The sequence below is a fragment of the Pseudomonas sp. 3296 genome, from assembly GCF_031456615.1.
Lineage (GTDB): Bacteria > Pseudomonadota > Gammaproteobacteria > Pseudomonadales > Pseudomonadaceae > Aquipseudomonas > Aquipseudomonas mucoides.
The window spans coordinates 803,453-829,941 of record NZ_JAVDUY010000001.1 but is presented as its reverse complement, the minus strand read 5'-3'; the positions used below and the strand labels follow the sequence as shown (position 1 = coordinate 829,941).

Sequence of the window (26,489 nt, the reverse complement as noted above, 5' to 3'; positions counted from 1 at the left end):
GATGACATCCGGAATCTTTATCCCTGAGCTTGGCCACCTGGCCATGATTCTGGCGCTGTGTTTCGCGCTGGTGCAGGCCGTGGTGCCGTTGCTCGGTGCCTGGCGCGGCGACCGTTTGTGGATGAGCCTCGCGCAGCCAGCCGCCTGGGGGCAGTTCACTTTCCTGGTGTTCGCTTTTGGTTGCCTGACCTACGCGTTCATGACTGACGACTTCTCGGTCGGCTACGTCGCGAACAACTCCAACAGTGCCTTGCCGTGGTACTACAAATTCAGCGCTGTGTGGGGCGCACATGAAGGGTCATTGCTGTTGTGGGCGTTAATCCTCGGTGGCTGGACCTTCGCGGTGTCGGTGTTCTCCCGGCAGCTGCCGCGGGACATGCTGGCCCGCGTGCTGGCGGTGATGGGCATGATCAGCACCGGTTTCCTGCTGTTCCTGATCCTCACGTCCAATCCGTTCAAACGCATCCTGCCACAAGTGCCCAGCGATGGCGCCGACCTCAATCCGCTGCTGCAAGACATCGGTCTGATCGTTCACCCGCCAATGTTGTACATGGGTTATGTCGGTTTTTCGGTGGCCTTCGCTTTCGCCATTGCGGCGCTGATGGGCGGTCGCCTTGATGCGGCGTGGGCGCGCTGGTCGCGTCCGTGGACCATCGTTGCCTGGGCCTTCCTCGGTATCGGCATCACCCTCGGTTCGTGGTGGGCGTATTACGAACTCGGCTGGGGCGGCTGGTGGTTCTGGGACCCGGTGGAAAACGCGTCCTTCATGCCTTGGCTGGTCGGTACGGCACTGATTCACTCCCTGGCCGTCACGGAAAAACGTGGCGTGTTCAAGAGCTGGACCGTGCTGCTGGCCATCGCCGCGTTCTCGCTGAGCTTGCTCGGGACGTTCCTCGTGCGTTCCGGCGTACTGACCTCGGTTCACGCGTTTGCGTCCGACCCTGAGCGCGGTGTGTTCATCCTGATTTTCCTGCTGTTCGTGGTCGGCGGTTCGCTGACGCTGTTCGCCCTGCGCGCGCCGGTGGTCAAGAGCCAGGTCGGCTTCAACCTCTGGTCCCGGGAAACCCTGCTGCTGGGTAACAACCTGGTGTTGGTGGTGGCGGCTTCGATGATCCTGCTTGGCACCTTGTACCCGCTGATTCTCGATGCGATGACCGGCGCCAAACTGTCGGTCGGCCCGCCGTACTTCAATGCGCTGTTCATTCCGTTGATGGCGTTGTTGATGGTGGTGATGGCGGTCGGGATGCTGGTGCGCTGGAAAGACACCCCGGTGAAATGGTTGATGAGCATGCTGACCCCGGTACTGCTCGGCAGTGCTGCGCTGGCGGTTGTGGCCGGCGTCGCTTACGGCGATTTCAACTGGGCCGTGATTGCAACCTTCATGCTGGCAGCGTGGGTATTGCTCGCCGGTGTCCGGGATATCCTCGACAAGACCCGTCACAAAGGCCTGATCAAAGGCCTGCCGACTCTGACCCGCAGCTATTGGGGCATGCAGATCGCCCACCTCGGCATCGCCGTGTGTGCGCTGGGCGTCGTGTTGTCGAGCCAGAACAGTGCCGAACGCGACTTGCGCCTGGCACCGGGCGAGTCCATGGACCTGGCCGGTTATCACTTCGTGTTCGAAGGCGCCAAACACTTCGAAGGCCCGAATTTCACCTCCGACAAGGGCACCGTTCGGGTGATCCGTGATGGCAAGGAAGTCAGCGTGCTGCACCCGGAAAAACGCCTGTACACCGTACAGAACTCGGTGATGACCGAAGCCGGGATCGACGCAGGTTTCACCCGCGACCTCTACGTCGCCCTTGGCGAACCGCTGGGTGATGGCGCCTGGGCTGTGCGCGTTCACGTCAAACCATTCGTGCGCTGGATCTGGTTCGGTGGCCTGCTGACCGGCTTCGGCGGGTTGCTGGCGGCGCTGGATCGGCGTTATCGGGTCAAGGTGAAAAGCCGGGTGCGTGAAGCACTGGGCATGACGGGAGCCACTGCATGAGACGTTGGTTGATGCTGTTGCCACTGATTATTTTTCTGGTGGTGGCTGTTTTCCTGTATCGCGGGTTGTACCTCGACCCGGCCGAGTTGCCTTCGGCAATGATCAACAAGCCGTTCCCGGAGTTTTCCCTGCCGAACGTTCAGGGCGACAAGACCCTGACCAAGGCTGACATCGTGGGTAAACCGGCGCTGGTCAACGTCTGGGGCACCTGGTGCATTTCCTGCCGGGTCGAACACCCGGTGCTGAACAAACTGGCCCAGCAGGGCGTGGTGATCTATGGCATCAACTACAAGGACGTCAACGCCGACGCCTTGAAGTGGCTGGTGGAATTCCACAACCCGTATCAACTGGACATCCGTGACGATGCCGGCACCTTGGGCCTGAACCTCGGTGTCTACGGCGCGCCTGAAACCTTTTTCATCGACGCCAAGGGCATCATCCGCGACAAGTTCGTCGGCGTGATCGACGAGCAGGTCTGGCGCGAGAAACTGGCGGCCAAGTATCAGGCGCTGGTCGATGAGGCCAAGCCATGAAGCGCTGGATAGCTGCAGCGGTATTGGGCTTGAGCATGGCCGGCGTGGCGCACGCCGCCATCGATACCTACGAGTTCGCCAAAGAAGGTGATCGCGAGCGTTTTCGCGAGCTGACCAAAGAACTGCGTTGCCCCAAGTGCCAGAATCAGGACATCGCCGATTCCAACGCACCGATTGCCGCCGACTTGCGCAAAGAGATTTTTCGGATGCTCGGCGAGGGCAAGGACAACCAGCAGATCATCGACTTCATGGTTGATCGCTACGGTGACTTCGTCCGCTACAAACCGGCTCTCAACGCCAAGACTGCACTGCTCTGGTTCGGCCCGGCCGGCCTGCTGCTGGGCGGTTTCGTGATCATCGCCGTGATCGTCCGCCGTCGTCGCGTACAACGCGCCGATACCCCAGACGCGCTTTCTGCCGAGGAGCGTGAGCGCCTCGACCACCTGTTGGATAAAAACCAAGAATGATTGATTTCTGGCTCGCTGCAGGTCTGCTGCTTCTGGTTGCCCTGAGTTTTCTGTTGATCCCGGTTTTGCGTGGTCGTCGCGCACAACTCGAAGAGGATCGTACCGCCCTGAACGTCGCGCTGTACCAAGAGCGCGTGGCTGAGTTGCAGACTCAGCAGGAAGAGGGCGTGCTCGACGCCGGGCAAATGGACGCCGGCCGCGCCGAAGCGGCCCGTGAGCTGCTCGCCGATACCGAAGGCGTTGCGGCGCCTCGCGTGGGTCGCCTGGGCAAGCCGTTGCCGTTGTTGGCGGCCGTGCTGGTTCCGGTGCTCGGTCTTGGCTTGTACCTGCATTTCGGTGCCAGCGACAAAGTCGAACTGACCCGTGAATTTTCCCAGGCACCGCAGTCGATGGAAGAGATGACCCGTCGCCTGGAGCGCGCCGTCGCCGCTCAGCCGGAATCGGCTGAAGGCCTGTATTTCCTCGGTCGCACCTACATGGCCCAGGACCGTCCTGGTGACGCGGCGAAGATCTTTGAGCGCACGGTGAACGTGGCCGGGCGTCAACCGGAACTGCTCGGCCAATGGGCGCAGGCCCAATACTTTGCCGATGGCAAGAAGTGGTCGGACAAGATTCAGGCCCTGACTGATGAAGCGCTGAAAGCCGATCCAAAAGAAGTCACCAGCCTTGGACTGCTTGGCATCGCAGCTTTCGAAGCCCAGCGTTATCAGGACGCTATCGACTATTGGAATCGCCTGCTGGCGCAACTGCCGCCCGAGGACAGCTCCCGCGCTGCGCTTCAAGGCGGTATTGCCCGGGCCACCGAGAAGCTGGAAGCCGGCGGCGGCAAGGTTGTCCAGGCTCCTGCAGCGAAGGCGGCAGCGTTGCTGAAAGTCACCGTAGACCTGGCGCCAGCGCTCAAAGCCAAGGTCCAGCCGGGTGACAGTGTCTTCATCTTCGCCCGCGCCACCTCCGGTCCACCCGCACCGCTGGCCGCCAAACGCCTGACCGTGGCCGACTTGCCGGTGACTGTCGAACTGGGTGATGCCGACGCAATGATGCCGCAGTTGAAACTGTCGAACTTCCCTGAAGTCCAACTGGTTGCGCGCGTCTCCCGTGCCGGCCAACCGACTGCCGGTGAATGGGTCGGTCGCAGCCAGCCTCTGGCCAGCAGCACCACCGCGACGCAGACACTGACCATCGACAGCCCGGACAAATAACAGGAAGCACCGCCATGACCGCTATTGCTCGTATCACCCTGCTCAGTCTGGTTTTGGGGTTGAGTGCATGCGCGGTCCAGCGGCCAGAGCCGACGACGCCACCACCGATCCCGCCGTCGCAGCCAAGGCCGACACCGTCCACGACACCTGCGCCTGGCAAACCGGGTATCCCGGCCAAGCCGGCCAAACCGATGCCGCGCACCTCCGCCAGCTTCGCACCGCCACCGGGTGGTAATAGCCATTGGGACGCCAAGCTTGGCGTCTATGTGCTGGAGGATCAGACCAACACCTTCTACCGCCAGCGCACCTACTACCGCTGGAGCAACGGCTGGAGCCGTTCGGTCAGCCCCGACGGGCCGTGGGAAGATACGGATATTCATGGCGTGCCGGGCGGGTTGGGACGGCAATTCGGGCAGTAAATGGAAACGGCGATCTCAGGATCGCCGTTTTGATTTCCAAACTTTGCTCAGTTCTCTTTCGCCAACAACCCCTGCACATACTCTACAAACGCCCGAGCCTTGGCGCTGGCCATTCTTCCGGTAGGAAACACGGCCCACAAATCCTGGCTGGGCAACGTCCAGCCCGTTATCACTTCCCTGACGGCACCACTGGCCAGTTCCGGGGCAAACATCCATTCGGAGGCCATGGTCAGTCCCAGGTGGGCGAGGACCGCTTCACGCAAACCTTCGGCGGCGCTGACGCGAATTCGGCCGTTGATGATCACGGACTGTTCTTCGCTTGCGTTGCGAAATTGCCAGTTGGCGCCGCCGCCCAGGGCGTAGACCACTGCCTGGTGTTTGCACAGGTCAGCGGGGCAGGTGGGTTCGCCGTATTTTTCGAAGTAGGCCGGCGTGCCGAGTACTACACGTCGGCATTCGGCGATCTTGCGGGCAGTGAGGCCGGAATCGCTCAGGGCGCCCATGCGCAGGGCGACATCGACGCCTTCTTCGACCAGATTGAGGTTGCGGTCGTCGAGCAGCAAGTCGATGTTCAGGTCTGGATTCTGATCGAGGAAAGGCCCGAGGTGCGGCACGATATGTATTCGGCCGAAGGTCACGGCGGCGCAAATGCGCAGGTTGCCGCTCAGCCCGCTGGCGGCACCGCGCGCGGCGTTGTCGGCCTCGTCGGATTCTTCGATGGCACGCTTGGCACGTTCGAAAAACGCCAGGCCGGCCTCGGTGGGCGTCAGGCCTCGGGTCGAGCGCAACAGCAGTCGCACGGCCAGGCGTGATTCGAGTTGCGCAATGGCTTTCGACACGGCGGGCTGGCCGATATTCAGGCGCCGGGCGGCGGCGGAAAACGAGCCGGTTTCCACGACATAGACGAAGGTTTCCATTGCGGCGAGGCGGTCCATTTGAAGCCCTTGTGCGGTCTGATGCCTTTAGGAAATCCCCTGTAGGAGGGTTGTGTTGTTGCTTAGAACGCGGCTTTGCCGATGGACGCACCACCGTCCACAAACAATGTCTGGCCGGTGATAAACCCGCTCTGCTCGGACAGCAAAAACGCGATCGCCGCCGCAATCTCCTGCGGCTGCCCCAACCGCCCCATCGGCACGCCCGCCAGATACCGCGCTTCGCCTTCGCTGCCTGGCGGATTGTTGCTGCGGAACAATTCGGTTTCAGTCGGCCCCGGTGCCACGGCATTCACTGTCACGCCAGTTTTCGCCAGCTCCAGCGCCCACGATCGCGTGAAGCTGATCAGCGCCGCTTTCGCCGCCGCATAAGCGGTGCGTTGGGTGATCCCCAGTACAGTCAAACTGGAAATGTTTACCACCCGACCCCAGCCCTTGGCGCGCATGTTCGGCAACAGTGCCTGGGTGGCCTGCAACGCCGAATGGAGGTTGACCCGCATCACATCGTCGAACGTATCCAGATCAATTTCACCCAGCACTTGCGGGCGTACCAGACCGACGTTATTCACCAGCCCATCAAACTCGTAGGTCCTGGCCAGATCCGCCAGGACTTCCTGCGTCAGCGCCCGGTCGCTCAAATCCAGCGGAAACAGAATGCCGGGGAACGTCAGGTCAGGGGTTCGAGCGATCCCGACCACCCGGTGCCCGGCGCGATCCAGATGCTCGGCCACCGCGCGACCGATGCCTTTGCTGGCGCCAGTGATGAGAAAAGTACGACGGGTCATTTCACACTCCTTGAAAAGAACCTGCCGCCGGGGCGGGCGGCAGTGAAAGGGTCAGCCGCGAATCGCATCCAGCATCGCTTCAGGCTCAGGACGCTGAGTGTAATCCGGGTTGACCTCGGCGTAACGAATCACGCCATCCTGACCAGTGAAGACGCATCGGGATCACCCGGAATTCGCAGGCAGAGAACGGGGCTCTGAGTGGTGATCCGACGATGTTTTAAAGGCTTAAGCCGTCGCCAACGAAGCCTTTTGCGAAGCACTCAAAAACCGCAGCAACGCCAACAGCGGAAACGCGCTACCCACCATCACGATCCACAACCAGCCACCGTGTTCATACACCGCGCTCGCCACCGAGGAACCAAACGCGCCGCCGATGAAGATGCTGGTCATGTACAGCGCATTCAGGCGGCTGCGGCTTTTGGCGTCAAGGGCGTAGACCGCGCGTTGGCCGAGGACCATGTTCATCTGTACGCAGAAGTCGAGCACCACGCCGGTTACGGCGAGGCCGATGACGCTGTAGAGCGGATGAATGAACGCCGGCAGGAAGCTCAGGCTGGCGAATACCAGGGCCAGCAAAGACGCGATGCGGGTGTGGCCGGCATCGGCCAGGCGACCGGCGATGGGCGCGGCGATGGCGCCGATGGCACCGACCAGGGCGAAGATCGCGATCTGGGTTTGCGACAGGCCATGATTGCGGGCAAGTTCCAGCGGCACGGCGGTCCAGAACAGGCTGAACGTGGCGAACATGCAACCCTGATAAAACGCCCGCTGACGCAAGACCGGTTGTTGGCGCAACAGCGTCCACAGCGACCCCAGCAACTGCCCGTAAGACGCACTGTGATCAGGCTGGCGCTTGGGAATGGTCAGCGCAAGCACGATGCTGATCGCCGCCATCAACGCGGCCGCAATCATGAACATCGCGCGCCAGCCGAAGTGGTCAGCCACCACGCTGGACACCGGTCGTGCCAGCAGAATACCCAGCAGCAAACCGCCCATGATTCCGCCGACCACCCGGCCGCGAGATTCTTCCGGTGCAAGATGCGCGGCCAGTGGAATCAGGATCTGCACCGATACTGAACTGAACCCCACCAGCAACGAGATCAGCAAAAACACATTGGGCTGATCGGTGAACGCAGCGCCCAGCAAACTGGCAATCGCCACCACGGTGGTGATGATCATCAATCTACGGTTCTCCAGCAGATCGCCCAGCGGCACCAGGAAGAACAACCCCAGCGCGTAGCCAATTTGCGTCAACGAAACGATGAAGCTGGCCATGGTGCTGGTCAGGCCGATGTCCGGCGCGATCAGGCCAATGATCGGCTGGGCATAGTAAATATTGGCGACGATGGCGCCGCAGCAGAAGGCGAAGAGCAGCACCATGCCTTTGGTCATTGTCGCGGCACCGTGGGGCGCCTGGGTCGCTGGGTTCATAACGGGTCTCGCTGGACAAAAGGGAATGCGCGAAGGCTAAGCGGCAAGCCCAAACGGCGGAAGAGAGGTTGAAGTGATAGTAATCATTCCATTGCGGAATGAGTGACGCTGGCCATGTGCTGTTTGCCGATGCACCTTGCGTCCCAAAATGTGAGGTCCGATGATACATTCACTTACATCCTGTTCGATAGCGTGCTTATGTTCTCTCTCTCGTTTCTTAACCGGAAGGCACTGCCATGAATGCGATGATTCGCCACCTGATTCGCGGCGCTTCAGCCCTGACACTGATGACCTTGTTGACCACTGGCCTGGCCGAGGCCGCCGACGCGCCGGGCTTGCGCATCGGTGTTCGCGGCGAGATCACCGGAGTCAGCTCCGACGCCTTGAACGTCCACGTTAACAGCGGTGAAAACGTGGTCATCCACCTGACCAACGACACCAAAATCCGCGCCGTCACCTTGGCTAACATCGAAGACATCAAACCCGGCAGCTACATCGGCTCGGCGGCGATTCCTCAGGAAGATGGGACCCTCAAGGCGCTGGAAGTCCACGTCTTCCCGCCTGAACTGGCCGGTAGCGGTGACGGGCATCGGCCCTTCGACCTGGTCAAGGGCAGTAGCATGACCAATGGCAGCGTCGGTGATCTGGTGGTCAGCAATGGCCGGGTGTTGACGGTCAACTACAAGGGCGGGCAGCAGAAAATCCTGGTGCCGATGGACGTGCCGATCGTGAACCTGATGCCGGGGGATCGCAGTTTGCTGAGGGTGGGGGTGAAGATCGTGACGTTTGTGACGCAGAGTGCGGACGGGACGCTGACGGCGCAATCGATCTCGGCGGGCAAGGATGGCGTGACCCCACCGATGTAATGACCGCAACCGATCGTTCCCACGCAGAGCGTAGGAACGATCAGTCAGCGGGCACAAAAAAGGCGACCTGCTCAAGTCGCCTTTTTCATTGCACTCAGGAATTACTGACCGGTGTAAATCTGATCAAAGATCCCGCCATCGTTGAAGTGGGTCTTTTGCACCGTGCGCCAGTCACCAAAGGTCTTCTCGACCGACAGGAAATCCACTTTCGGGAAACGATCGGTGTACTTGGCCAACACCGCCGGGTCACGCGGACGCAGGTAGTTCGCCGCGGCAATCTCCTGACCTTCCGGCGACCACAGGTACTTCAGGTATTCCTCGGCCGCCGCGCGAGTGCCTTTTTTGTCGACGACTTTGTCGACCACCGTCACCGGCGGTTCAGCTTCGGCGGAAACGCTCGGGTAGATCACTTCAAACTGGTCACGACCAAACTCGCGGGCAATCATTTCCGCTTCGTTTTCGAAGGTCACCAGCACGTCGCCGATCTGGTTGGTCATGAATGTGGTGGTGGCTGCGCGGCCGCCGGTGTCCAGTACAGGGGCTTGTTTGAACAGCTTGCCAACGAATTCTTTGGCCTTGTTCTCGTCACCGCCATTCTTCAACACATAGCCCCAGGCCGACAGGTAGGTGTAGCGACCGTTGCCCGAGGTTTTCGGGTTCGGCACGATCACCTGAACGCCATCCTTGAGCAGGTCCGGCCAGTCTTTCAGGGCTTTCGGGTTGCCTTTACGCACGATGAATACCGTGGCGGAAGTAAACGGTGCGCTGTTGTTCGGCAGGCGGGTAACCCAATTGTCCGGCACCAGTTTGCCGTTGTCCGCCAGGGCATTGATGTCGGTCGCCATGTTCATGGTGATGACGTCAGCCGGCAGACCGTCGATGACCGAACGAGCCTGTTTGCTGGAGCCGCCGAAGGACATCTGCAGGGTGATGTTTTCGTTGTGCTCGGCTTGCCAGTGTTTCTGGAAGGCAGTGTTGTAGTCCTTGTAGAAATCGCGCATCACGTCGTAGGAAACGTTGAGCAGGGTCGGTGCGGCCTGAGCCACGCTGGTCAATGCCAGGCCAGCGGCCAGAAGTGAGGCGCCAAAGAGTTTTTTCACTGCGCAGTCCTTGTTCTAATTTAAAAGTGAGGCAATTTGCCAGCGACTATAGCCGGGCTCGCATAGGCCTTTAAAGATTAAAAAGCTCTTTGCTTATTCCAGTTTCTTAAACAATGCGTTGCCGCATCGCGAGCAGAATGCCGCGCCGTGTTCGTGGCTGTTTTTCTTGCACACCGGGCAATCGTGTTGCAGTTGTTCGCCACGCATGGCGTTGGCCAGTTCGGCGGTGAAAATCCCGGTGGGTACGGCGATGATCGAGTAACCGGTGATCATCACCAACGACGAAATCACCTGGCCCAACGGCGTCTTTGGCACGATGTCGCCGAAGCCCACGGTGGTCAGCGTAACGATCGCCCAATAGATGCCTTTGGGAATGCTGGTGAAGCCGTGTTCCGGACCTTCGATCACGTACATCAAGGTGCCGAACACCGTCACCAATGTGCAGACGCTGACCAGAAACACCACGATTTTCTGTTTGCTGCCGCGCAGCGCTGACATCAGGTAATTGGCTTGCTTGAGATACGGGCTGAGCTTGAGCACGCGGAAAATCCGCAGCATCCGAATGATCCGGATGATCAACAGGTACTGCGCATCGGCGTAATACAGCGCGAGGATGCCGGGCACGATGGCCAGCAAGTCCACCAGCCCATAAAAGCTGAACGCGTAGCGCAACGGCTTGGGCGAGCAGTACAGCCGCAGGATGTATTCAACGGCGAAAACGAAGGTGAAGCCCCACTCGATATACGCCAGCAGATCGGCGTAGTTCTGGTGAACTGCGTCGATGCTGTCGAGCATCACGATGACGATGCTGGCGAGGATGATCAACAGCAGGATGCCGTCGAAGCGCCGCCCCGCCTTGGTGTCGCTCTGGAATACCATGACGGAAAGTTCTTCACGCCAGTGTTTGCTGCTGTCCATGGATACCGCCTGAACCAATGATCAACGCAGCCTAGGTTGATTCTCCCCAGGAGCGCAAGGCGCAGTGGTCACCGTGGCTTTGCCGAGCACTTGAACAATCGTACGGATCAGCCAGCAACCGAGGATGAACGGCGCGGTCAGCGTGGGCAGGCCGATCGCGGCAAACATGGGTGTCAGCAGCAACGCGAGTGCAATAGCGAGCGGAGGCAGCCACAGTTGCTGGCGTTGCGAGCTGAAGGCGAGGGCGGCAAGCACGGCGTTATAGCCACCAAGGCCGATCAGGGCGGTGTAGAAGTCATGGTTCAGCAGACTCCAGCCCATGCCCGCGACAGACGCGAACATCGCCCAGCAAAAGGCGCGGCGGTCAGCGATCAGCAATCCGGCGGCAATCAGCGCACCGGCCAGCGGATGACCGAGAAACATCACCTGGCCGAGGCCTTTGAGGGGGGCGGCGAGCATGTTCAGGGTGTTGATTTCGATCAGGTGCGCCTGGGTCGACGGCGTGGCGAAGCACAGCAGCAACCAGCCCAGTCCCACGAAGGGCGCAGTGTAGGCGGGCAGGTATTGGCTGACCCGGGAGCGTTTTAGCCACTGTTGAGTCAGCATCGCGCTCAAGCCACCGCAGGCGATGATCATCAGCGGCAGCAGGGCGGACCAGGGGAAGTAGAGGCTCAGCAGCAAGCCGAGCAAAACGCCGTTGTAGCTGAACAGTCCGGCCTGACGATCTTCCTTGGCATAGTTGCGACGTTGCGCGGTGAGCAACCCGGCGACACCGCCCAGCAGCGCACCGCCAAGCAGAGTGGGCGCGGTAAACAGAATCGCCAACAGGCACAGCAGGCCGCACAGCGGATTTCGCTGAAGGAAGATCTGACTGAAACCGTTGAGCAGGGCCGTCGCCCAGTCGGGGCAGTGGGTGTTGAAGTGATTGGCAGGCATTTTAAGGGTCATTCAGTACAGATCGTTCCCACGCTCTGCGCGGGAATGCCTCGATGGACGCTCTGCGTCTGCTCTTGGGACGCAGAGCGTCCCGGGCCGCATTCCCACGCAGAGCGTGGGAACGATCATGGTATGGGGTTAAATCAGGGTTTCGATGCGCAATGAGTTAGTCGATCCCGGCTGCCCAAACGGCACACCCGCGGTGATCAATAACGTATCGCCCCGCTGCGCCATGCCCTGGGCCTGGGCAATCTCCAGCGCCGTCGAACACACTTCATCCACTTGCCGCAGCCGGTCATTGACCACTGAGTGCACGCCCCACGCCACGGTCAAGCGGCGAGCGGTCTGCAGGTTCGGCGTGAGGTTGAGGATCGGCACCGTCGGCCGTTCCCGCGCCGCGCGCAAACTCGAGGTTCCGGACTCGCTGTAGTTCACCAGCACCGCCACTGGCAGCACATTGCTGATTCGACGAATCGCACAGCTGATCGCATCAGACACCGTCGCCTCGGCTTTCGGCCGGCTCACGTCCAGCTGCGCCTGATAGTCCGGACCGTTTTCCACCTGGCGGATAATCTTGCTCATCATCTGCACCGCTTCCAGCGGGTACTCACCGGACGCGGTTTCCGCCGACAGCATCACCGCGTCCGCCCCTTCGGCCACGGCGTTGGCCACATCGGTGACCTCGGCGCGGGTCGGGGCCGGAGAGAAACGCATCGACTCAAGCATCTGCGTCGCCACCACCACCGGTTTGCCGAGCTCACGGCAGAGGCTGATGATGTTTTTCTGAATCTGCGGCACGTTTTCGGCTGGCACTTCCACGCCCAGATCACCGCGAGCGACCATGATCGCGTCGCTCAATTCAGCGATTTCGCGCAGATGAGTCACCGCCGATGGTTTCTCGATCTTGGCCATCAAAAATGCTTTGTCGCCGATCAACTCGCGGGCTTCACGGATGTCTTCCGGACGCTGCACAAACGACAGCGCGACCCAGTCCACACCCAGCTCCAGGCCGAAGCTCAAATCACGGCGATCCTTGGCGGTCAGCGGGCTCAGTTCCAGAACCGCTTGCGGCACGTTCACGCCTTTGCGGTCCGACAGTTCGCCGCCATTGAGTACGGTGGTGTCGATGGCGTCGGCGTACTTGGTCACCACGCGCAGACGCAATTTGCCGTCATCCAGCAGCAGGTCCATGCCCGGCTCGAGCGCAGCGATGATTTCCGGATGGGGCAGGTTGACGCGGCGCTCGTCGCCCGGCGTCGGCTCCAGGTCCAGGCGCAGGGCCTGGCCGCGATGCAGTTGCACCTTGCCTTCGGCGAATTTGCCGACCCGCAGTTTCGGGCCTTGCAGGTCCATCAGAATGCCCAGCGGGTAATTCAGTTGGCGCTCGACTTCCCGAATCCAGTGGTAGCGCTGAGCGTGGTCGGCGTGATCACCGTGGCTGAAGTTCAGGCGGAAAATATTGACCCCGGCCTGCACCAGTTCGCGGATGTCGTCGATCCCGTCGATGGCAGGGCCGAGGGTGGCGAGGATCTTAACCTTCTTGTCAGGCGTCATGTTTAGGGCTCTCGAGAATCAGGATGGCGCGGAAGTCGTTGACGTTGGTGCGGGTAGGCTCGGTGACGATCAGTGCGTCCAGCGCCTCGAAATAACCGTAGCCATTGTTGTTGTCGAGTTCGTCGCTGGCGCTCAAACCGAGGGCGGCGGCACGGGCGTAGCTGTCCGGGGTCATGATTGCGCCGGCGTTGTCTTCGGAGCCGTCGATGCCGTCGGTGTCCCCGGCCAGGGCATAGACGCCGGGCAGGCCTTTGAGGCTGTCGGTCAGGCTCAGCAGAAATTCGGCGTTGCGCCCGCCACGGCCATTGCCGCGTACGGTCACGGTGGTTTCACCGCCCGAAAGGATCACGCAGGGCGCTGCCAGCGGCTGACTGTGCAGCACGACCTGACGGGCGATGCCAGCGTGGACCTTGGCCACGTCGCGGGATTCGCCTTCCAGATCGCCGAGAATCAGCGGGCTGAAACCGGCCTGTCGCGCTTTCACGGCGGCGGCTTCAAGCGACTGCTGTGGACGGGCGATCAACTGGAAATGACTGCGCGCCAGGCTCGGATCACCGGGTTTGACCGTCTCCGATTCCGGGCATTGCAGCCAGTTGCGCACGGAGCCAGGGACGTCGATGCCGTAGCGCTTGAGGATCGCCAGCGCTTCAGCGGAGGTGCTCGGGTCGGCCACGGTCGGGCCGGAAGCGATGACCGTGGCGAGGTCGCCCGGCACATCGGAAATCGCATAGGTATACACAGTGGCCGGCCAGCAGGCTTTGCCGAGGCGGCCGCCCTTGATCGCCGAGAGGTGCTTGCGCACGCAGTTCATCTCGCCGATGGTGGCGCCGGATTTGAGCAGGGCTTTGTTGATCGATTGCTTGTCGGCGAGGGTGATACCGGCGGCGGGCAATGCGAGCAGGGCGGAGCCGCCACCCGAGAGCAGGAAGATCACGCGGTCGTCTTCGGTCAGGTTGCTGACCAGCTCAAAGACTCGCTTGGCGACAGCCTGGCCGGCAGCGTCCGGCACCGGATGGGCCGCTTCGACCACTTCGATTTTTTCGCACGGGGCGCCGTGACCGTAACGCGTCACCACCAGACCGGACACTTCACCCTGCCAGCAACGCTCGACCACTTGGGCCATGGCGGCCGCGGCTTTGCCGGCGCCGATGACGATCACCCGACCGCTGCGATCTTTGGGCAAATGGGCTTCGAGGACTTGCTGCGGATGGGCAGCGTCGATGGCTGTGGCGAACAGTTCGCGCAGAAATTGTTGCGGATCGACCGACATGGCGGGCTCCCAATCTTATTATTCTTGGTTTACGCAGATGATCGTTCCCACGCAGAGCGTGGGAACGATCAGTGCCGGGGCAGGGCTTACTTATCGCGAATCGAGAAATTCGCCATGTGTTCCAGGCCCTTGATCAATGCCGAGTGGTCCCAGTTGCTGCCACCAATGGCCGCGCAGGTGCTGAACACTTGCTGGGTGTTGGCGGTGTTCGGCAGGTTGATGCCCAGTTCCTTGGCGCCTTGCAGGGCCAGGTTCAAGTCCTTCTGGTGCAGGCTGATGCGGAAACCCGGGTCGAAGGTGCCTTTGATCATGCGCTCGCCGTGTACTTCCAGGATTTTCGACGACGCGAAACCGCCCATCAGTGCTTCACGAACCTTGGCTGGATCGGCGCCGTTTTTCGAGGCAAACAGCAGGGCTTCGGCCACCGCCTGAATGTTCAGGGCCACGATGATCTGGTTCGCCACTTTCGCGGTTTGACCGTCGCCGTTACCACCGACCAGGGTGATGTTCTTGCCCATGGCCTGGAACAGCGGCAGGGCACGTTCAAAGGCATCGGCATCGCCGCCGACCATGATGCTCAAGGTCGCGGCCTTGGCGCCGACTTCACCGCCGGATACCGGTGCGTCGAGGTACTGCGCGCCTTTTTCGTTGATCTTGGCCGCGAATGCTTTGGTAGCAGTCGGCGAGATCGAGCTCATGTCGATAACGATTTTGCCTTTGCCCACGCCGGCTGCAACGCCGTCGGCGCGGAACAACACGTCGTCTACCTGTGGGGTATCCGGCACCATGACGATGATGAATTCGGCTTCTTGCGCGACTTCTTTCGGGTTGGCCAGGGCGATGGCGCCAGCGGCAATCAGGTCGGCAGGCGCGGCGTCGTGGTGCGCCGACAGGAACAGGCTGTGACCGGCTTTCTGCAGGTTCAACGCCATTGGGTGGCCCATGATGCCGGTGCCGATAAATCCGATTTTAGCCATGAGAAAATCCTCTTGTTTTTGTATTGCTCGCAAGCAAATAGGGGAGTGTTGCTTTTTGTAGGAGTGAGCCTGCTTGCGATAGCGGTTTGTGAGGCAACATCAATGTCGAATGTGCTGGCCTCATCGCGAGCAGGCTCGCTCCTACCGGGGATCTGCGTCAGATTGCGTTGTGGGTTTTGAGCCAGCCCAAACCCGCTTCAGTGGTGGTCAGTGGCTTGTATTCGCAGCCAACCCAACCCTGATAACCAATGCGGTCCAGGTGTTCGAACAGGAAGCGGTAGTTGATTTCACCGGTGCCCGGTTCGTTGCGACCTGGGTTGTCGGCCAACTGGATATGATTGATCTCACCCAGGTGCGCGGCCATGGTGCGGGCCAAGTCGCCCTCCATGATTTGCATGTGATAGATGTCGTATTGCAGGAACAGGTTGGCGCTGCCCACTTGTTCGCGGATCGACAGGGCTTGCGCCGTGTTGTTCAGGTAGAAGCCCGGGATGTCGCGGGTGTTAATCGCTTCCATGACCAGTTTGATACCCGCCGCTTGCAGCTTGTCGGCCGCGTACTTGAGGTTGGCGACGAAGGTTTTTTCCACGGTGGCATCGTCGACACCTTGTGGACGAATACCGGCCAGGCAGTTGACCTGGGTGTTGCCCAGCACTTGCGCGTAGGCGATAGCCAGGGTGACACCGGCGCGGAATTCTTCAACGCGGTCCGGCAGGCACGCGATACCGCGTTCGCCCTTGGCCCAGTCACCGGCCGGCAGGTTGAACAGCACCTGGGTCAGACCGTTGGCATCGAGCTTGGCCTTGATCTCGGCGGAGCTGAAATCGTAAGGGAACAGGTACTCGACACCGCTGAAACCGACCTTGGCGGCCGCTTCAAAACGGGCAAGAAAATCCTGCTCAGTGAACAGCATGGACAGGTTGGCTGCGAAACGCGGCATGGTGGTCTCCCGTATATGTATGAGGTCCCTTGTGGGAGCGGGCTTGTGTGGCGAGGGAGCTTGCTCCCGCTGGGGCGCGAAGCGGCCCCAAAAGCTTTACGACTGCTTCGCAGCCGAGCGGGAGCAAGCTCCCTCGCCACACAAGCCCACTCCCATAGGGAGAGCGGTCAGCTGTTAATCAAGCAACGAAATCGCCGTCGGTGCGTCGTTGCCGACCAGCGCCAGGTCTTCGAATTCGTTGACGGCGTTGATCTCGGTGCCCATGGAAATGTTGGTCACACGCTCCAGAATAATCTCGACAATTACCGGCACCTTGAACTCTTCGATCAGTTCCTGAGCCTTGCGCAGGGCAGGCTGGATCTGACCCGGTTCAAACACTCGCAATGCCTTGCAGCCGAGGCCTTCGGCGACCGCGACGTGATCGACACCGTAACCGTTGAGTTCCGGAGCGTTCAGGTTATCGAAGGACAGCTGCACGCAGTAGTCCATGTCGAAACCGCGCTGGGCCTGACGAATCAGCCCCAGGTACGAATTGTTGACCACAACGTGGATGTACGGCAGCTTGAATTGCGCGCCCACCGCCAACTCTTCGATCATGAACTGGAAATCATAGTCGCCCGACAGCGCCACGACCTTGCGGGTCGGATCAGCCTTGACCACGCCCAGTGCCGCCGGAATGGTCCAGCCCAACGGGCCGGCCTGGCCGCAGTTGATCCAGTGACGCGGCTTGTAGACGTGCAGGAACTGCGCGCCGGCAATCTGCGACAGACCGATGGTGCTGACGTAGCAAGTGTCCTTGCCGAACACCTGGTTCATCTCTTCGTAAACGCGCTGCGGCTTGACCGGTACGTTGTCGAAGTGCGTCTTGCGCTGAAGGCTGGCCTTGCGCTGCTGGCAGTCTTGCAGCCAGGCACTGCGGTTTTTCAGCTTGCCGGCGGCTTGCCATTCACGGGCGACTTCGATGAACACGGTCAGCGCGGCAGCGGCGTCGGAGACGATGCCCAGGTCAGGATTGAACACGCGGCCGATCTGGGTCGGTTCGATATCAACGTGAATGAACTTGCGGCCTTCGGTGTAGACGTCGATCGAACCGGTGTGACGGTTGGCCCAACGGTTACCCACGCCCAGCACCACGTCGGATTTGAGCATCGTCGCGTTGCCGTAGCGGTGCGAGGTTTGCAGGCCAACCATGCCGACCATCAATGGGTGATCGTCCGGAATGGTGCCCCAGCCCATCAGCGTCGGGATCACTGGAATGCCGGTCAGCTCGGCGAATTCGACCAGCAAGTCGCTGGCGTCGGCATTGATGATGCCGCCACCGGCCACCAGCAATGGGCGCTCAGCCTGATCGAGCATGGCCAGGGCCTTCTCGATTTGCACGCGGTTAGCGGTGGGCTTGGCCAGCGGCAGCGGTTGGTAAGCGTCGATATCGAATTCGATTTCCGCCATCTGCACGTCGAACGGCAGGTCGATCAGCACCGGGCCTGGACGGCCGGAGCGCATTTCGTAGAAGGCTTTCTGGAACGCGTAAGGCACCTGGCCCGGTTCCATGACGGTGGTTGCCCATTTGGTCACTGGCTTGACGATGGTGGTGATGTCTACGGCCTGGAAGTCTTCCTTGTGCATACGGGCGCGGGGGGCCTGGCCGGTGATGCAGAGAATCGGGATCGAGTCGGCCGAGGCGCTGTAGAGCCCGGTGACCATGTCCGTACCGGCAGGGCCGGAGGTGCCGATGCACACGCCGATGTTGCCGGCCTTGGTGCGGGTGTAACCCTCGGCCATGTGCGAGGCGCCTTCAACGTGGCGAGCGAGGACGTGATCGATGCCACCGACCTTCTGCAAGGCGGAGTACAGCGGGTTGATCGCGGCGCCCGGGATGCCAAAAGCGGTATCAACCCCTTCACGGCGCATCACCAGAACGGCGGCTTCGATTGCTCTCATTTTGCTCATGGTTTTGTGCCTCTTACGTTTTGTAATTGTATACAAGTGGCTTTGCGCAGAGTGTATTCACGGCGGACGGCGCAGGTCAATCCATTTTCTCAAGCGACCGTTTCATTCGTCGAAAGCCTTATCTAGTGTGGCTTTTCGTCGCATGTGGCGCTTTTCGATAATTATTGTATACAAAAAAATAACTCATTGTGTTCTATTTGTTGCATCGGCCTGCGGCACAACGGCGCAGCCCAACGCCTTTCCGAAAAACAAAATGAGGACGGCACCATGAGCGCTTTAACCTTGAAAGTTGCAGTCAACCTGATTAACCAGGCCATCTCTGCAGGGCGTGCAATCTCGGCAGCACCCTTGAGCATCGCGGTATTGGATGCCGGCGGGCACCTGATCACCCTGCAACGAGAAGACGGCGCCAGCCTGCTACGCCCGCAGGTCGCCATCGGCAAAGCCTGGGGCGCCATCGCCCTCGGCAAAGGCTCACGCCTGCTGGCGCTGGATGCGCAACAACGCCCGGCCTTCTTCGCCGCGCTGAACAGCCTGGGGCAGGGCAGCGTCGTGCCGGCACCGGGCGGCGTGCTGATTCGGGATCAGGACGGGAATGTGCTGGGGGCGGTAGGGATCAGCGGGGATCTGTCGGATGTTGACGAGCAGTGCGCGATCAGTGCGATCGAGGCGGTGGGGTTGAGGGCGGATGCGGGGGTTACTGCTTGATTTGGGGGGACTGATTAATCGCTATCGCGAGCAGGCTCACTCTTACAAGGATCGGGGTTGGACACAAAATGTCTGAACGCCGCAAATCCCCCTATAGGAGTGAGCCTGCTGCTGATAGCCGCAGTGCAGTCTCACTGATCCGGCTCACACCCCTTCAGCACCAGCCGAATTATCGTCTGCGCCGCCGCTTCATAATCCGCCTCATCGAGCTTGGCCTTGCCAGTAATCGCCGTGATCTGCCAGTCAAAGTCGGCATACGTCTGGGTCGCGGCCCAGATGCTGAACATCAGGTGGTTGGGGTCGATGGCGGCGATCTGGCCGCGGTCGATCCAGGTCTGGATGCAGTCGATGTTGTGCTTGGCCTGGCTGTTGAGCTGTTCCACCAGGTCGGCGCTCAGGTGCGGGGCGCCGTGCATGATTTCGCTGGCGAACACTTTCGAGGCGAACGGCAAGTCACGGGAGATGCGAATTTTCGAGCGAATGTAGCCGCTCAGCACTTCGCTGGGCTCGCCGTCAGGATTGAACGGTGTCGAGGCCTGCAGAATCGGCTCGATGATACTTTCCAGGACCTCGCGGTAGAGGTTTTCCTTGGATTTGAAGTAGTAGTAGACGTTGGGCTTGGGCAATCCCGCCTTGGCTGCAATGTCACTGGTTTTGGTCGCAGCGAAGCCCTTGTCGGCAAATTCTTCACTGGCGGCACGTAGGATCAGTTCTTTGTTGCGCTCGCGGATAGTGCTCATAAACCAGGGGGTTCCTTGCCTGTTCTGGCGGTTGCGCATGGTATCACCGGCCTCGCGCGGCGCTCAAGAATGCCCCGTGTGGCACTCGGCCGCGCTATGCTGCGCGGCATTCATTCAAGAAGGAAACCTGATTCATGGCAGGAAGCAGTTTGCTGGTGCTGATCGATGACATCGCCGCGGTACTCGATGATGTGGCATTGATGACCAAAATGGCCGCCAAGAAGACCGCCGGCGTGCTCGGCGACGATCTGGCGCTCAATGCCCAGCAGGTCAGCGGTGTGCGGGCCGAGCGGGAAATCCCGGTGGTCTGGGCCGTGGCCAAGGGCTCGTTTCGCAACAAACTGATCCTGGTGCCGTCGGCCCTGGCCATCAGCGCGTTCATTCCATGGCTGGTGACGCCGTTGTTGATGATCGGCGGCGCTTACCTGTGTTTTGAAGGCTTTGAGAAACTCGCGCACAAATTCCTGCACAGCAAGGCTGAAGACCAGGCCGGACACGCGGAACTGGTCGAGGCTGTCGCTGATCCGGCGGTCGATCTGGTGGCGTTCGAACAGGACAAGATCAAAGGTGCGGTACGCACCGATTTCATCCTGTCGGCAGAAATCATCGCCATCACCCTTGGTACAGTGGCAGATGCCTCGCTGACCCAGCAAGTGATCGTGCTCTCGGGCATTGCCATCGTCATGACCATCGGTGTGTATGGCCTGGTGGCGGGCATCGTCAAACTCGACGACCTCGGTTTGTGGTTGACCCAAAAGCCTGGGCAGATGGCGAAAAGCATCGGCGGCGGCATTTTGCGAGCCGCGCCTTACATGATGAAAAGCCTGTCGGTGATCGGTACGGCGGCGATGTTCCTGGTCGGCGGCGGGATCCTGACCCACGGCGTACCGGTGGTTCATCACTGGATCGAAAGCGTCAGCGCCGGGGCGGGTGGTGCCGGGTTTATTGTGCCAACGTTGCTGAACGCAGTGGCGGGGATTGTCGCGGGTGCGGTGGTGTTGGCGGGCGTGATGGGTGCCAGCAAGGTCTGGAAAGCGCTGAAAGGCTAAAGCCGGGCACCGTCCATGTGGGAGGTATGAAAAAGGCCATTCGACTCGCATCGAATGGCCTTTTTTATTGCCGCAGGATTTACTCGGCGATCTGCAACTTGCGCGCCTCGGTGTACACGAACCGCACTTTCTCGTACTCGAATGGCGAGTTCAGCTGGCCATAACGGAAGTTGGTCTGGTTGCGTTTATCGATGCCGCGCAGGATCCAGACTTCTGGATGGTTGGAGCTGACTTCAGAGACGTTCAGGTAGTTGATCGCCGACTCGACGGTGAAGTCGACCGCCAGGCCACCGGTGTCGCGGATGTTCGACGGCCCGAGGATGGGCAGGACGAAGTAGGCGCCGCCGGGGACGCCGTAAAAGCCCAGGGTTTGGCCGAAGTCCTCGTTCTGGCGCGGCAGGCCCATGGCGGTGGCCGGGTCCCACAGGCCGGCGATGCCGATGGTGGTGTTGAGCAGCAGGCGCGCGGAGGTTTCCATCGAGCGCTTGCCCTTGAGCTGCAGCAGGCTGTTCACCAGGTTAGGCACATCGCCGAGGTTGTTGAAGAAGTTGCTCACGCCGGTACGCAGGAAGCTTGGCGTGACGTAGCGATAGCCATCGACTACGGGCAGGAACACCCATTGGTCGAAGCGGTAGTTGAAGTGATAAACCCGGCGGTTCCACTCTTCCAGCGGGTCATAGACGGCCAGTGCATTGAGCGTCGAGCGTTCGAACTCGCGCTGGTCCAGCCCCGGGTTGAACTTGAGTTTGCTCAGCGGCTCCTTGAAGCCGTCATTGTCGATCACAACAGGTGCGTTGGCCTTGCTGTTGTCGGCATTGGCGACGCCTGCACAGAGTAACGCAGCGATGAGCAGGAGATATTTAGCCACGGAAGAACTCCAGCATGGCGTCGCTGTTGACGCGGTAGTTAAGGTTGCCGCAATGGCCGCCGAGTGGATAAACAGTCAAGCGATCGCCGAAGGTCTTGCGCAGGAAACCGAGGTCGCCAGGGCCCAGGATCACGTCGTCGGCGTTGTGCATCACAGCGATTTTCGGGCTGTCGTGCAGGTAGTCCTTGAGTGCATAAAGACTGACCTGGTCGATCAGTTGCAGCAGGCTGCCGCCGTCGGTGCGGGCGCGCCACATCGGGATGACCTGTTCGGTGATGTAGCAGTCGAAGTCGCACTGCAGCGCACGCTTGAGGAACGGCGTGAGGCTGGTGCCTTCGGTGATCGGGAATTTCGGCGGGGTGATCAGGCCGCGACGGTTGATCAGGTCCGAGGTGAAGGCAATGTCGGCCGCCGAGAAGCGGAACGAGGTGCCGATCAGCATGGCCATCTGTTCATTGGTCAGGTGCTGCTTGGACTGCTGGAAGTCATAGAGCAGGGCATCGTTGAGGTCGATGTAGCCTTTTTGCTGGAAGTAGCGGGTCAGTTTGTTCAGTACCAACTCATAGAACGTGGTGCTGCTGGTGATGCCCTTGACCTCGGTCTGGACCAGCTTGTCCAGGTTGGTGATCGAGGTGTACAGGTTGACCGGCGGGTTGAGCAGCAGGACTTTCTTGAAGTTGAAGCTGCGGCGGGTCTCGTCCAGGTGCGCGACGAAGGCAGCGTCCAGTGCACCGAGGCTGTAGCCGGTCAGGTAGTAGTCGGTGACCGGCACTTTCGGGTTTTGTGCCCGCACGGCCTGCATCACCCGGTACATGTCTTCGGCGTCTTCCTTGGTGATGCCCGGTGTGGCGAAGCGCGAAGCGGCGCTGATGAAGTCGAAACTGGTCGGCGACGACAGTTGCACCACGTGGTAGCCGGCCTGGTAGTAGAGCTTTTTCAGGTACTCGTTGAGGCTGCTGTCATAGCGCGCTCCGGTACCGGCAATCAGGAAGATCAGCGGTGCAGCTTTGTCTTGTGTGGCGATGCGATAGGTGAGTTTCTTCACAGGCCAGAAATTGTCTGGCAGTTCGAATGCACGCTCCGGGCGCAGCGTGATGCTGCGGTCGCTCTGATTGATGTCCTCGTCCAGCGGTAATTTCGGACGCAGGTCCGGAGGCGTCGTGGCGATGGTCGCCTCGAACGGATTGGTCAAGGGGTAGCCATAGCTGGCGGCATCGATGTCGACCGCCAGTGCGGACGCACTCAAAATAAGGCCGCCAAAGAGGGCGGCGAAGCGCAAGAAGCGGAGCATGACTAGATCCCTTAGAGGAAGGTGCCGAATGAAGTTCGCAGGCTATGACCATCGGTGTTGCGCCAAAGTGCCACGCAGCGGCACCAAAGAGGCGTATTTCCGGATAATAGTTGCTGGACGATACACTTTGCAGCCATTTCGTTACCAGTTTTCTGTTACCCGCGTTTGCATCCCGCTGGCGGGGGATTAAGCTGGCCGCCGTTTTCGCTTATTGGAGTGTTTCATGTCCCGCCGTCTGCCCGTGGTTTTACTGCTCGTTTTGCTGCCGTTATGGCTGGCCGCCAGTTACGGCGCGCGTTATGGCTTCATGGAGGATGCGCAGTGGGTCGGCATCTGCGCGGATGAGGCGAGCCGTTGGGAATGTGGGGTGCGTTCGAACCTGGGCTTGATGATTCACTTCGCCGTGTTGGGTTGGGCGGCGATTGCAGCGGCGGTGCTCGGCTTCGTACTGCCGGGCCGGGCCGGGTGGTGGCTGGCGGTGCTGGCGCTGGTGTTCGGGTTTCCGGCGTTGGCGTTGTACAACACGACTTTGGCGGTTTTTGCGGTGGTGATTGCGGGGCTTCGATTGGTCCGGGCGTCTCGTAGCGCCTGATTAATGGTCATTGCGGGCACGCCACGCTCCCACAGGGTTCTCCGGCCAATACAGTATTTGTATACGACAGAAAACCCTGTGGGGGCGTGGCGTGCCCGCGATGGGGCCAGTAGCTTCTCTGAAGATTAAGCCTTGCGAACCCGCAAGCTGCGCCACAACGCCGCAACCATCAGCACACTCACCAGCGCCCAGCCCCAGGCCTGCTGGTTCTGCAAGCCTTCACGGAACAGCTGCGGTGCAATGCCTGCACCGATGATGAAGGTCAGCAACGCAATCTCCCGGCGTGGCACGCTCACCGGACGGCACAGGTAAACCAGTGCCGGCAGGATGAATGCCACGCTCGGAAAGCTGCGGTAACGCGGATCGAACACCAGCTCCAGCATCATCACCGCCGCGGCAAACCCTGCCGTCGCGAGCAACCAGCCCGCCTGACGTTCCAGCCTATTGAATGCCCACTCACGCCAACCGGTGCGAGCGCTCAACGTCAGTGCGGCGTGGGCCAGCACCAACAGGTTCAACGCCGTCAGCAGCACCACCCACAACCATTCGCTGGTAAACCGCGTGGTGACGCGAGCCAGGTCACCCCAGGCGCCAATCGAGCACGCCGCCAATGCGCCGAGCAGTGGCAACACCAGTGCCGCGCGAGTGCTGCGCACGCGGCCGCCGAGCATCAGCGTCACGAGAAAGATCACGCCGCCCACGGCCAGCCATTGCGACCAGTACGGCACGTTCGACACCGGCCCGGCCAGCACGCCTTTGTCCTGACGATCCGCGTCAAACAGCCCCCAGTAACCGCCGACCGCACCTTCGCTGGCACGTTTCCACGGCTGATCGAACGCTTCGATCAAGTTGTAGTGCCAGCCTTGTTGCTCGGCCATGATCACAAAAGAACGAATGAACTTGGCTTCATTGACCCGGCTCGGCAGGGCGGTTTCACGTTGACGGCCTTCGCTCGGCCAGCCGGTTTCGCCAATCATCACGTCTTTGGGCGCGAATTTGTTGCCGAACACCTGACGCACTTGCGCCACATGTTGCAAGGCTGCGTCGATGTTCGAGGGATCATCTTCCCAGTACGGCAGCAAATGGATGGTCAGGAAATCCACTGCCGGGGCGATTTCCGGGTGCTTGAGCCAGAACTCCCAGACGTCGGCGTAAGTGACAGGCTGTTTGACCTGGCTCTTGACCTTGTTAATAAGCTTGGCCAGCTGCGCGCCGGTGACTTCCTTGCGCAGCAAGGTCTCGTTGCCGACGATGACGGCGGTCACCACGTCAGCGTTGGCATTTGCCGAGGCGATCAACAGGTCGACTTCTTTTTGGGTATCGACCGGGTTGCTGTTAATCCAGGCACCGATCATCAACTTCAAACCATGCTTGCGCGCCAGGTCTGGCAGCGCCTCCAGGCCGGTCATGGAGTAGGTGCGGATGCATTCGAAGCTTTTGGCCAGCAACGCGAGGTCGGCGTCCATGCGCTCGGGGCGCAATTTGAACGGCTGGTCGAACGGCGATTGGTCCTTGTCGAACGGGGTGTAGGAGGCACATTGCAGCTTGTGCGTCGCGCTGGCCACGTCCGGCAGGATCACCGGTTTGCCGAGGCCGTACCAGAAGCCGCCAAAGGCAAACACCCCCAGAAGACAGGCGAATAGATAAGCAAAAAAAGGAAAGCGTGATGTCGCGGGCATGGTCAGGCCGTCTGGGAGCAAAGCCGCGCATGTTACCTGCATTTGTCCCGGGTCAGGAGACCTGCATAATTTTGACATGCAAAGTTCGGGCGGACTGGCCGGGGCGTTTCCGCTGCTCAAGATTAATGGCGTTCTGATGTCGTTTCTCGATGCCTTGAGGTCGCTGACAGAGCAGGTCGCGGTTGTCGTCAGGTTGATGATCGACGCATCAGTGCACCCATAGATAAATCACGCTGATGGTCGGACGAGTTTGCGGTGGGCGTGATGGGGGCGCTGTGCACCATAACAATACGTTGACGCGACTCGGCATCCGTCGAGCGCAGCACTTTCGGGGAAGTAACGATGAAGATGCGACGACTTTTAGGCGCAGGTGCCGCACTGGTGCTTGCGATTGGCTCCACCATGGCCAGTGCCGAGAGCAAGACCCTGAGCATCGGTTACGTTGACGGTTGGTCCGACAGCGTTGCGACCACTCACGTAGCGGCCGAAGTGATCAAACAGAAACTCGGTTATGACGTGAAGCTGCAAGCCGTCGCCACCGGGATCATGTGGCAAGGCGTGGCCACCGGCAAACTCGACGCCATGCTGTCGGCTTGGCTGCCAGTGACGCACGGTGAATACTGGGCCAAGAACAAGGACCAGGTCGTCGATTACGGTCCGAACTTCAAAGATGCAAAAATCGGTTTGATCGTGCCTGAGTACGTGAAAGCCAAGACCATCGACGATCTGAAAACCGACGACAGCTTCAAAAAACGCATCGTCGGCATCGACGCCGGTTCAGGCGTGATGCTCAAGACCGAACAGGCCATCAAGGATTACGACCTGACCGGGTATCAACTCAAGGCCAGTTCCGGCGCCGGCATGATTGCCGAGCTGACCCGTGCCGAGAAGAAAAACGAATCCATTGCCGTGACCGGTTGGGTGCCGCACTGGATGTTCGCGAAGTGGAAACTGCGCTTCCTCGACGATCCGAAAGGCGTTTATGGCGCTGCTGAAACTGTAAACAGCATCGGCAGCAAAGAACTCGCCACCAAGGCACCGGAAGTGGCCAAGTTCCTGAAGAACTTCCAGTGGGCGTCGAAAGACGAAATCGGCGAAGTCATGTTGGCGATCCAGGATGGCGCCAAGCCGGAAGCCGCGGCGAAAGATTGGGTAGCCAAACACCCGGAGCGTGTGGCCGAGTGGACCAAATGATTTGAGCTGACGTGTCTGGTCAGCACCTCTGAAGGCCGCTTGGCATCACCGCCAAGCGGCCTTTTGCGTTTCTCTGCGGGCGTGTCTGCTGGAAAATGGCG

Annotated in this window: 25 protein-coding genes; 10 read left to right on the top strand and 15 right to left on the bottom strand. The window is 60.4% G+C overall.

All coding sequences use genetic code 11. From position 1 onward, the window contains the following. The first annotated feature begins 1 nt into the window (after position 1). Genes J2X66_RS03955 through J2X66_RS03935 form a run of 5 tightly spaced genes read left to right on the top strand, consistent with a single transcriptional unit; the run spans position 2 to position 4,608 of the window. Entirely contained in the window at positions 2–1,990 is a 1,989-nt protein-coding gene (locus J2X66_RS03955) for a heme lyase CcmF/NrfE family subunit (protein ID WP_310261122.1), read from the top strand. Further along, positions 1,987–2,523 (top strand): DsbE family thiol:disulfide interchange protein, encoded by a 537-nt coding sequence (locus tag J2X66_RS03950; RefSeq protein ID WP_310261121.1) that lies wholly within the window; start codon positions 1,987–1,989, stop codon positions 2,521–2,523. The genes J2X66_RS03955 and J2X66_RS03950 overlap by 4 nt, the downstream gene beginning before the upstream one ends. Next, the gene (locus J2X66_RS03945) at positions 2,520–2,990 is read left to right on the top strand and encodes a cytochrome c-type biogenesis protein (RefSeq protein WP_310261120.1); all 471 of its coding nucleotides are present in this window, start codon (positions 2,520–2,522) and stop codon (positions 2,988–2,990) included. Before J2X66_RS03950 ends, J2X66_RS03945 begins: the two co-directional genes overlap by 4 nt. Further along, a complete protein-coding gene (gene ccmI / locus J2X66_RS03940) occupies positions 2,987–4,189 on the top strand; it encodes a c-type cytochrome biogenesis protein CcmI (RefSeq protein WP_310261118.1) in 1,203 nt (400 codons plus the stop codon). The genes J2X66_RS03945 and ccmI overlap by 4 nt, the downstream gene beginning before the upstream one ends. A gap of 14 nt (positions 4,190–4,203) precedes the next feature. Beyond that, positions 4,204–4,608, top strand: coding sequence for a hypothetical protein (locus tag J2X66_RS03935; protein WP_310261115.1), 405 nt, complete (start codon positions 4,204–4,206; stop codon positions 4,606–4,608). A 47-nt stretch (positions 4,609–4,655) separates the two neighbouring features. Here the strand turns inward: J2X66_RS03935 and J2X66_RS03930 are convergent, their stop codons facing one another. The 3 genes from J2X66_RS03930 to J2X66_RS03920 all read right to left on the bottom strand — a co-directional run bounded on the left by J2X66_RS03930 (position 4,656) and on the right by J2X66_RS03920 (position 7,756). Continuing rightward, the gene (locus J2X66_RS03930) at positions 4,656–5,543 is read right to left on the bottom strand and encodes a LysR family transcriptional regulator (protein ID WP_310261111.1); all 888 of its coding nucleotides are present in this window, start codon (positions 5,541–5,543) and stop codon (positions 4,656–4,658) included. 62 nt (positions 5,544–5,605) lie between these two features. Next, complete coding sequence (locus J2X66_RS03925; protein ID WP_310261108.1) at positions 5,606–6,325, bottom strand: SDR family oxidoreductase; 720 nt, start codon at positions 6,323–6,325, stop codon at positions 5,606–5,608. Between the two features lie 225 nt (positions 6,326–6,550). Continuing rightward, positions 6,551–7,756: an MFS transporter gene (locus J2X66_RS03920; RefSeq protein ID WP_310261107.1), complete on the bottom strand. Its 1,206-nt coding sequence runs from the start codon at positions 7,754–7,756 to the stop codon at positions 6,551–6,553. 236 nt (positions 7,757–7,992) lie between these two features. Between J2X66_RS03920 and J2X66_RS03915 the strand changes: the two genes are divergently transcribed. Further along, complete coding sequence (locus tag J2X66_RS03915; protein ID WP_310261104.1) at positions 7,993–8,622, top strand: DUF5666 domain-containing protein; 630 nt, start codon at positions 7,993–7,995, stop codon at positions 8,620–8,622. A 101-nt stretch (positions 8,623–8,723) separates the two neighbouring features. On the opposite strand, the gene J2X66_RS03910 is transcribed toward J2X66_RS03915, so the two are convergent. From J2X66_RS03910 to gcl, 8 genes are all read right to left on the bottom strand, one after another. Next, the gene (locus J2X66_RS03910) at positions 8,724–9,722 is read right to left on the bottom strand and encodes a sulfate ABC transporter substrate-binding protein (RefSeq protein WP_310261102.1); all 999 of its coding nucleotides are present in this window, start codon (positions 9,720–9,722) and stop codon (positions 8,724–8,726) included. 93 nt (positions 9,723–9,815) lie between these two features. Further along, positions 9,816–10,640, bottom strand: a complete 825-nt coding sequence (locus J2X66_RS03905) for an ion transporter (RefSeq protein WP_310261100.1) — start codon at positions 10,638–10,640, stop codon at positions 9,816–9,818. 21 nt (positions 10,641–10,661) lie between these two features. Then, positions 10,662–11,576: an urea transporter gene (locus J2X66_RS03900; RefSeq protein ID WP_310261097.1), complete on the bottom strand. Its 915-nt coding sequence runs from the start codon at positions 11,574–11,576 to the stop codon at positions 10,662–10,664. A 138-nt stretch (positions 11,577–11,714) separates the two neighbouring features. After that, on the bottom strand, positions 11,715–13,130 hold the full coding sequence (pyk, locus tag J2X66_RS03895; protein ID WP_310261094.1) for a pyruvate kinase: 1,416 nt from the start codon (positions 13,128–13,130) through the stop codon (positions 11,715–11,717). Then, on the bottom strand, positions 13,120–14,400 hold the full coding sequence (locus J2X66_RS03890) for a glycerate kinase (protein WP_310261091.1): 1,281 nt from the start codon (positions 14,398–14,400) through the stop codon (positions 13,120–13,122). The genes pyk and J2X66_RS03890 overlap by 11 nt, the downstream gene beginning before the upstream one ends. An 86-nt stretch (positions 14,401–14,486) precedes the next feature. After that, positions 14,487–15,377, bottom strand: a complete 891-nt coding sequence (locus J2X66_RS03885) for a 2-hydroxy-3-oxopropionate reductase (RefSeq protein WP_310261087.1) — start codon at positions 15,375–15,377, stop codon at positions 14,487–14,489. A gap of 157 nt (positions 15,378–15,534) precedes the next feature. Next, the gene (hyi, locus tag J2X66_RS03880; RefSeq protein WP_310261085.1) at positions 15,535–16,317 is read right to left on the bottom strand and encodes a hydroxypyruvate isomerase; all 783 of its coding nucleotides are present in this window, start codon (positions 16,315–16,317) and stop codon (positions 15,535–15,537) included. Positions 16,318–16,491: 174 nt separating this feature from the next. Next, entirely contained in the window at positions 16,492–18,267 is a 1,776-nt protein-coding gene (gene gcl / locus J2X66_RS03875) for a glyoxylate carboligase (RefSeq protein WP_027922401.1), read from the bottom strand. 267 nt (positions 18,268–18,534) lie between these two features. Here gcl and J2X66_RS03870 point away from each other — a divergent pair, with 267 nt between their 5' ends. After that, positions 18,535–18,975, top strand: coding sequence for a heme-binding protein (locus tag J2X66_RS03870; protein ID WP_310261081.1), 441 nt, complete (start codon positions 18,535–18,537; stop codon positions 18,973–18,975). A gap of 131 nt (positions 18,976–19,106) precedes the next feature. Here the strand turns inward: J2X66_RS03870 and J2X66_RS03865 are convergent, their stop codons facing one another. After that, on the bottom strand, positions 19,107–19,715 hold the full coding sequence (locus tag J2X66_RS03865; protein WP_310261078.1) for a TetR/AcrR family transcriptional regulator: 609 nt from the start codon (positions 19,713–19,715) through the stop codon (positions 19,107–19,109). A 134-nt stretch (positions 19,716–19,849) separates the two neighbouring features. Here J2X66_RS03865 and J2X66_RS03860 point away from each other — a divergent pair, with 134 nt between their 5' ends. Continuing rightward, positions 19,850–20,764: a DUF808 domain-containing protein gene (locus tag J2X66_RS03860; protein WP_310261075.1), complete on the top strand. Its 915-nt coding sequence runs from the start codon at positions 19,850–19,852 to the stop codon at positions 20,762–20,764. A 79-nt stretch (positions 20,765–20,843) separates the two neighbouring features. On the opposite strand, the gene J2X66_RS03855 is transcribed toward J2X66_RS03860, so the two are convergent. Further along, entirely contained in the window at positions 20,844–21,632 is a 789-nt protein-coding gene (locus J2X66_RS03855) for a VacJ family lipoprotein (protein WP_310261073.1), read from the bottom strand. Next, positions 21,625–22,923, bottom strand: a complete 1,299-nt coding sequence (locus tag J2X66_RS03850; RefSeq protein ID WP_310261070.1) for a serine/threonine protein kinase — start codon at positions 22,921–22,923, stop codon at positions 21,625–21,627. The genes J2X66_RS03855 and J2X66_RS03850 overlap by 8 nt, the downstream gene beginning before the upstream one ends. A gap of 223 nt (positions 22,924–23,146) precedes the next feature. On the opposite strand from J2X66_RS03850, the gene J2X66_RS03845 reads away from it, so the two are divergent. Next, complete coding sequence (locus J2X66_RS03845; RefSeq protein ID WP_310261067.1) at positions 23,147–23,515, top strand: hypothetical protein; 369 nt, start codon at positions 23,147–23,149, stop codon at positions 23,513–23,515. A gap of 125 nt (positions 23,516–23,640) precedes the next feature. Here the strand turns inward: J2X66_RS03845 and J2X66_RS03840 are convergent, their stop codons facing one another. Further along, positions 23,641–25,236 carry a beta (1-6) glucans synthase gene (locus tag J2X66_RS03840; RefSeq protein WP_310261064.1) on the bottom strand — a complete coding sequence of 532 codons (1,596 nt, stop codon included), beginning with the start codon at positions 25,234–25,236 and terminating at the stop codon, positions 23,641–23,643. Positions 25,237–25,536: 300 nt separating this feature from the next. On the opposite strand from J2X66_RS03840, the gene J2X66_RS03835 reads away from it, so the two are divergent. Then, the gene (locus J2X66_RS03835) at positions 25,537–26,388 is read left to right on the top strand and encodes a glycine betaine ABC transporter substrate-binding protein (protein WP_027922410.1); all 852 of its coding nucleotides are present in this window, start codon (positions 25,537–25,539) and stop codon (positions 26,386–26,388) included. The last annotated feature ends 101 nt before the right edge of the window (positions 26,389–26,489 follow it).

Bases quoted from the DNA above. Each gene is read 5' to 3' on its own strand.
- J2X66_RS03955 (WP_310261122.1), top strand. From the start codon at position 2: ATGACATCCGGAATCTTTATCCCTGAGCTTGGCCACCTGGCCATGATT.
- J2X66_RS03950 (WP_310261121.1), top strand. From the start codon at position 1,987: ATGAGACGTTGGTTGATGCTGTTGCCACTGATTATTTTTCTGGTGGTG.
- J2X66_RS03945 (WP_310261120.1), top strand. From the start codon at position 2,520: ATGAAGCGCTGGATAGCTGCAGCGGTATTGGGCTTGAGCATGGCCGGC.
- ccmI (WP_310261118.1), top strand. From the start codon at position 2,987: ATGATTGATTTCTGGCTCGCTGCAGGTCTGCTGCTTCTGGTTGCCCTG.
- J2X66_RS03935 (WP_310261115.1), top strand. From the start codon at position 4,204: ATGACCGCTATTGCTCGTATCACCCTGCTCAGTCTGGTTTTGGGGTTG.
- J2X66_RS03930 (WP_310261111.1), bottom strand. From the start codon at position 5,543: ATGGACCGCCTCGCCGCAATGGAAACCTTCGTCTATGTCGTGGAAACC.
- J2X66_RS03925 (WP_310261108.1), bottom strand. From the start codon at position 6,325: ATGACCCGTCGTACTTTTCTCATCACTGGCGCCAGCAAAGGCATCGGT.
- J2X66_RS03920 (WP_310261107.1), bottom strand. From the start codon at position 7,756: ATGAACCCAGCGACCCAGGCGCCCCACGGTGCCGCGACAATGACCAAA.
- J2X66_RS03915 (WP_310261104.1), top strand. From the start codon at position 7,993: ATGAATGCGATGATTCGCCACCTGATTCGCGGCGCTTCAGCCCTGACA.
- J2X66_RS03905 (WP_310261100.1), bottom strand. From the start codon at position 10,640: ATGGACAGCAGCAAACACTGGCGTGAAGAACTTTCCGTCATGGTATTC.
- J2X66_RS03900 (WP_310261097.1), bottom strand. From the start codon at position 11,576: ATGCCTGCCAATCACTTCAACACCCACTGCCCCGACTGGGCGACGGCC.
- pyk (WP_310261094.1), bottom strand. From the start codon at position 13,130: ATGACGCCTGACAAGAAGGTTAAGATCCTCGCCACCCTCGGCCCTGCC.
- J2X66_RS03890 (WP_310261091.1), bottom strand. From the start codon at position 14,400: ATGTCGGTCGATCCGCAACAATTTCTGCGCGAACTGTTCGCCACAGCC.
- J2X66_RS03885 (WP_310261087.1), bottom strand. From the start codon at position 15,377: ATGGCTAAAATCGGATTTATCGGCACCGGCATCATGGGCCACCCAATG.
- hyi (WP_310261085.1), bottom strand. From the start codon at position 16,317: ATGCCGCGTTTCGCAGCCAACCTGTCCATGCTGTTCACTGAGCAGGAT.
- gcl (WP_027922401.1), bottom strand. From the start codon at position 18,267: ATGAGCAAAATGAGAGCAATCGAAGCCGCCGTTCTGGTGATGCGCCGT.
- J2X66_RS03870 (WP_310261081.1), top strand. From the start codon at position 18,535: ATGAGCGCTTTAACCTTGAAAGTTGCAGTCAACCTGATTAACCAGGCC.
- J2X66_RS03865 (WP_310261078.1), bottom strand. From the start codon at position 19,715: ATGAGCACTATCCGCGAGCGCAACAAAGAACTGATCCTACGTGCCGCC.
- J2X66_RS03860 (WP_310261075.1), top strand. From the start codon at position 19,850: ATGGCAGGAAGCAGTTTGCTGGTGCTGATCGATGACATCGCCGCGGTA.
- J2X66_RS03850 (WP_310261070.1), bottom strand. From the start codon at position 22,923: ATGCTCCGCTTCTTGCGCTTCGCCGCCCTCTTTGGCGGCCTTATTTTG.
- J2X66_RS03845 (WP_310261067.1), top strand. From the start codon at position 23,147: ATGTCCCGCCGTCTGCCCGTGGTTTTACTGCTCGTTTTGCTGCCGTTA.
- J2X66_RS03840 (WP_310261064.1), bottom strand. From the start codon at position 25,236: ATGCAGGTAACATGCGCGGCTTTGCTCCCAGACGGCCTGACCATGCCC.
- J2X66_RS03835 (WP_027922410.1), top strand. From the start codon at position 25,537: ATGAAGATGCGACGACTTTTAGGCGCAGGTGCCGCACTGGTGCTTGCG.